5 protein-coding genes are annotated in these 5,402 nt (G+C 61.2%); 3 read left to right on the top strand and 2 right to left on the bottom strand.

Translation table 11 applies throughout. The annotated features are described in order from the left end of the window. Window positions 1–1,045: 1,045 nt before the first annotated feature. Window positions 1,046–1,654, bottom strand: a complete 609-nt coding sequence (locus tag MAXJ12_RS32090) for a hypothetical protein (RefSeq protein ID WP_008840386.1) — start codon at window positions 1,652–1,654, stop codon at window positions 1,046–1,048. A gap of 815 nt (window positions 1,655–2,469) precedes the next feature. Beyond that, window positions 2,470–3,432, bottom strand: a complete 963-nt coding sequence (locus tag MAXJ12_RS32095) for a PRC-barrel domain-containing protein (protein ID WP_008840387.1) — start codon at window positions 3,430–3,432, stop codon at window positions 2,470–2,472. A gap of 440 nt (window positions 3,433–3,872) precedes the next feature. Between MAXJ12_RS32095 and MAXJ12_RS32100 the strand changes: the two genes are divergently transcribed. From MAXJ12_RS32100 to MAXJ12_RS32115, 3 genes are all read left to right on the top strand, one after another. Then, window positions 3,873–4,115, top strand: a complete 243-nt coding sequence (locus tag MAXJ12_RS32100) for a hypothetical protein (RefSeq protein WP_139044162.1) — start codon at window positions 3,873–3,875, stop codon at window positions 4,113–4,115. Window positions 4,116–4,622: 507 nt separating this feature from the next. Next, complete coding sequence (locus MAXJ12_RS32110) at window positions 4,623–4,883, top strand: DUF982 domain-containing protein (RefSeq protein ID WP_008840390.1); 261 nt, start codon at window positions 4,623–4,625, stop codon at window positions 4,881–4,883. Between the two features lie 136 nt (window positions 4,884–5,019). Further along, entirely contained in the window at window positions 5,020–5,229 is a 210-nt protein-coding gene (locus MAXJ12_RS32115) for a hypothetical protein (protein ID WP_008840391.1), read from the top strand. Window positions 5,230–5,402: the final 173 nt, after the last annotated feature.

The raw sequence follows: 5,402 nt of genomic DNA on the forward strand, positions 1-5,402 counted from the left end.
TCAAAGAACCCGACTAGTCATTTCGAGGCGGCAAGCACACTTGCCGTGGTGGTCTCATCGAACGAACCGCATACCCGGTGCATTTTGGCCCCATACAATGTTCCAGGAATCTCGTGTGCAGCTGCGGCGTTCGCGGGTAGGCCGCCGGCGTTACGAGCCGCAGCAGGCTGCGAGCCGTCCTGAGCCTGAGCTACTTTGGCGCTTTCGCGGCGATCAGGCGCGTCACCGGGTTCGTCCCGCAACGAGTTTCGGATATCTGCTCGCACATAACCGGCACCAGAAGCCGACCGTCTGTTCACGGCCGAAGATCCTATCGCACCGCAAGGCGCCACAACTCAGATGTACAACTCGCTGCCGCGGGTCTCCAAAACCCGACATTCCAAGAGTAGGTGCGAACTCACCATGTCGATGCGGGCGCTGGATTTCACGTAGCGCTCGGATGCGGCGTGCAAGGACCTTTCGTCGCGCGTTGAGATTGGTGACGTGTTAAGATAGTTGATAGTGCTGGTAAGCGCCGCGCCGCCACGACAGTGCGGCTTGAGATGGCCGGCACATTCCAGCCAGCTGACTTGCACCCGGCCACCAGATGCCGACAGTGCGCCATACTTTGCGGCGTTTGTCGCCAGCTCGTGCAGGACCAGGCTGAGTGACATGAGCGCCAGGACCAAGTTCGACGGCCGCGCCGGGCTCAATCACGGCTGCATCGGCGTTGGCCGTATAGGGCACGAGCTACGCTCGATCAGCCAGCCCCGCCTCCTCGCTCGGCGAAGGCCAGGACTTGCGCTTCTACCAAGGCGCAGAAGCGGCCCAGGAAGTCATCGCGGTACTCTTCTGCCGAACGACCCTTCGTGGATAGCTTCCTGCGAAACGCACTTGCGCCGTCATCGACGCTCCATGTATTGGAAAACTGCCTTTGCCAGATCAACGCCGATCATCAGATCTTTCATCGCGGTTGCCGTCCTCTCTGTTGGTGGGGATTCGCCCACTATTTGGCAAATTCATGCCGTCTGAGGTGGGCGGCAACCACCCCATCTTGTTCCGACCCCTACTGCTGCGGCTGCGTTTGCTGCGCTGGAGCTTCCGGCACTGCTGCCGGAGGTTCTGTCTCCTTTGCCCGGTGAAATTGCAGATCAAGAGCCGTCAGCGCGAGCAGCGGCTCAGGCATGGGGGCGCCGGCCAGCCTGAGCTTCCTGGCCGCATCCTGGCACGCCGCGATGTCATTGGCGTCGGCAAGTTCCTCGGCTTGGACAAGGCTCAACTGAACGTTCTCTCCCGCTTCCGCGGCCTCCGTCGGCACCGGCGCGCTCAGGCCGGAGGTTTGTGGCGCATTCTCCACATTGGATTCCGCTGCGTCCTGGGTATTCGGGGCCGGTGCCTCGTGTGCCGGACCGCTTTGCCCGGAGACGTCCTGCGCGGAACTGCTCTCGGAGGGCGCGCGCGGTGGAACGGCCTCGCCTGAAGCCGGCGAAGAATCCTCCCCAGCCGCGGCGGTCTCTTCGCCGGCTGCCGCTGCGTCATCATCCGCGGGTTGCGCCGGCGCGGCCGCGGTTTTCTCTCCGCCCGGTCCGTCAGCTTCTTTCGACGGCTCGTCCGGGTCCGCCGCCTTGGCGGGTGCGTCCGCCGGCGCAGCGGCTTCGGGTTGGTTCTCCCGCACGAAGGCGAGGAGTTCCTGGCAAAGATTGGCCGGTTGCCCGGTTCCAGCCTGAGTGTCGGCTGGATCGACTGCCGCTGCAGCCGCGGGAGGAGCCGGTGTTGCGGTCTCAGGAGCCGGGGCCGCAGGAGCAACTGGCTCTGGCGCCGTGCCCGTCTGGGCCAGTGAAGTTGACGCCGACAGGGCGAAAATTCCTGCTAGGATGAATGTTCTCATCGGTTAGGCTCCTCCCTAAATGAAAACCCACCCCGCTTGTCGTTAACGGTGAGTGTGCCCGAACGATCCGTGGATGCAAGGCCTAGCCGTTAGTATCGGCCGCGTCAGCGGGCAAGATGGACCTATTGGGCTCTACCACCAAGCTGTTTTGCACATAGTGTGCGAGCAAATACGATGAAAAGCTTTTGCTGGTGCGGACGCCGAGGATCGAACTCGGACGGGAGTTCCCGAGGGATTTAGCGCCCTTGCGTCTACCGACACGCGCCACCAGGCACTCCGGTGAAGGCCCAACTGTGGCGCGCTCGAACGGAAGCGGCTTTGCCGTTTTCATGCCAACGCTTTTTGCTGACCGAGTCCGCCCCAAAGGCTATCGTTTGGCATCGGAAGCAGCAGCCTGACTGATCTGCCGATGTCGAACTAATCGAGCGCGAACTGGACGGGTGCCTGCCGAGACTGTTCGGCTACGCATCCATCTCTCGGTGAAGTGTCCAAGTTACCGGAACCACGCGTGTAAGCAGGAAAGCAGGAATGCAGGAATGCAGTCACCTAAAGAAAACCCGCGCCGTTGCCGGCGCGGGTTCTATGACGACAATCGTGGATGATTACTGATTCATCATGCGCTGATCGTCGCGGTTCTGGGCAAAGGTGGCCTCATCATAAGCCGGTTGCGCGTCCAGCTGCTCCTTAGTGAAGCCGGTGTAGAGATACCTGTTGCCATCCGCATCGGTCATGAACGCGAGATTGTCCATTGCGACAGCGACTTCCTTCTCGCCCATACCGAGGAACCCGCCGACATCGACAATGATCGTATCGACATTCTCACCTTCGAGCACGACGTCGCCGATTTCGCCGATCATCTCATCATTGGCGCCGTAGACGGTCGTGCCGATCAGGTTTTCGGCGCGCATTTCACCGGTCGGCATTTCCTTCAGCGTCGACTTGTCCACTGCTGCCGTCGTGGTCTGGTCGGTGGGAGCGGCCGGGTCAGCCGGAGCGGCTGCAGTCTGGTCGGTCGCCGGTGCGGCCGGAGCCGGGGCGGTAGCGCTTTGGTTGTCAGCCGGAGCAGGCTCAGTCGGAGCCGTCGCGGTCTGGTCGGTCGCCGGAGCCGGTTCCGTGCCGGCGGTGGTCGCCGGTGCAGGTTCATAGCCGCGGCGGTCGAATTCGGCCTGTGCCTCGAGCTGTTCCTTGGTGGCGGCTATGACCAACCAACGGTCGCCGTCCCGTTCGGCCCAGTCGGCCTCAGTGTAGTTCACAGCGACATTCTTCTCGCCGAGACCGAGGAAGCCGCCAACGCCAATGACGATGGATTCGACCTCGCCGTTCGAACCGATAACGATGTCATTGACTTCGCCGATGTTCTCGGCGTCGTCGCCGGTACCGTTGTAGACGGTTTCGCCGATCAGATTTGTGGCTAAAAAGCCGTCGGCGGGCGCGATGGGCGCTTCAGCCGGAGCGGCGTCCTGGGTAGCGGGAGCCGCGGGAGCCGGAGCGGTTGTATCCTGCGCATAGAGGGCCGTCGACAGCAGTGTCGCGATCGCCGTAGTTGCCAGCAGATTGCGGATCATGATATGTTCTCCTTGTGCGTGAACTTTCTTCGCCGCGCCGCGGCTGTACCGTCGCAGGGAAAGCCGGGCGCGGTTTTACGACCATCAACGAACCTCAGGTGCGATCGTTCCATGATGTACGGCTCTGTTTGGGAGCCTCTCTTGCTTCAGACCATCGCCTGCTCGATAGCCAACGAGTCGACCCAAGGGAGCAGACGCGCACCGACAATTGCTGTAATCAGCGTTGCTGTGTGAATCGGCGTCGAAGGTTGACCCCGTCCCAAAGAACGCCAACTTGTTGAATCATCTATACGATGCGTGAAGGTGGTGGGGTCAAGGCGGCGCCGATGATACCCCACTTAACTATTTGCGAGCGAAGTCAAGCAGATGATGTGATCGCTGAGGGGCGCCAGGGGGCAGCCTTCGACGCCCCTTCACAGGTTGGCCGCGATTTGCCATGAGTGGGTTTGCGCCGGCCCGTCATCGAGCCGATCGAGATCGAAGCCCCATTCCCCGACTTCAAGGCGCTCTGGCGGCTGTTTACCCTCGGAGTCGGACCAGCCCCCGGTTACTGCGCCACCCTACCCGAGAACCATCGCGCGGTTCTGAAGTCGCATCTGGCCAAGGCTCTTAAATCAAACGGTCCCATCCGTCTGGCTGCGCGGGCATGGGCCGTCAAGACGCATCGTGACGCCGACGGGTGAGGCCGGAGGCAATTCGCGGCCGAGACGGCAACCGCCTCGGCGAACGGCGGGAAAGACAGGCAATCAAGCGGCGATCGGCCGCGCGAACAGTTGAACAACAGGAGAAATCCAATTGCGGTTATTCAAGGCCCAATGGCGACGACATTCTGAACGGCACCAATGGCGACGACTTCATCCGTGGCATTTCGGGGCTTAGCAGGATGATAATGGGACCGGCGGCCATGGGCGGGAGGGGGATCACGCCGTGGCCAGCTTCAACATCAAACGTTGCGTGCTCCCCAACGAGCCCGTCGGGGAAAAGTTCCCGCGATCTGGCAATCAGATCCGCCGGAAGAAGTAGCTTCGGCAGATAGCACGACCAGCTCGACATAGCCGTCCCTCTCGCCTGCACCAAAGCGTCTCGCCTACCACGCTAGCCTCGATCAGTTCGCCGCTCACGAGATCGCCCTCCCAATCAAGCAACCAATGCCCCCTGCGTCGCGTTGCGGCGGTGGAGAGGTATGAAGCGTGTACGACAAGCCGTTTGCTGGGCCAGTTTTCGTTCGCTTGCTCGGCGCGCGGCATCCCAGTGCGGTCAGCAGTTTGGGACATGCCGCCGACCTTCTCTTCGACAATTGGCCTCGGACCGACGGCCCCAAATACGCTGAAGCGCGGCGTGCATGCTTGAACTGCGACGGCAGCGACGACAGCCTCGCCTGGACACGTCACGCGTTTAAGGAAGCCGCACGCGAAGCTGGCATTCTGGTTGAGGACAGCTATTTCATTTGAATAGCGGCCCGTTGGCTCGTCGATCGCCGCCGTACGACCATGCGGTCACACGTCGGTCGATCCGCTCGTGAAGCGGCATCGGTCTCGCATATTGGACAGCTACTATATTCTTTACGGAAGGCCATGGGAGGGATCGATGTCTACGGGATGGCGCGTTTCGCTGATCGACGATGGGAGGACTCGACGTTTCATCGTCGGACTTGCCGACAGAGAGGCTGCGAAAGAACTGGCCATCGCTCGTTGTTCCGATGCCAGCGGTGTCGTGTTGCTCCCCTTGAAAGATGGAGACTTTGAAAAGCTCGCATTGGTTGATGGTCAAATTATCGAGTCATCGGAAATCGGTTGAACATGTCCTGCGTTTCCCAGTCAGCATTCAACAGTCGTGGGAAGACCAAGGTGCCCGCACTGGCCAGGCTATGTCATTAACTTGGAACACGGTGCCTGGTTCGCCGTTTCCACAGCTGAGACACCCTCAGCACCTACTCTTGGAACCAGGAGGCCCGCCGCCGGTCTTCCGAT

It is taken from the genome of Mesorhizobium alhagi CCNWXJ12-2, from assembly GCF_000236565.1.
GTDB lineage: Bacteria > Pseudomonadota > Alphaproteobacteria > Rhizobiales > Rhizobiaceae > Allomesorhizobium > Allomesorhizobium alhagi.

Bases quoted from the DNA above. Each gene is read 5' to 3' on its own strand.
- MAXJ12_RS32095 (WP_008840387.1), bottom strand. From the start codon at position 3,432: ATGATCCGCAATCTGCTGGCAACTACGGCGATCGCGACACTGCTGTCG.
- MAXJ12_RS32115 (WP_008840391.1), top strand. From the start codon at position 5,020: ATGTCTACGGGATGGCGCGTTTCGCTGATCGACGATGGGAGGACTCGA.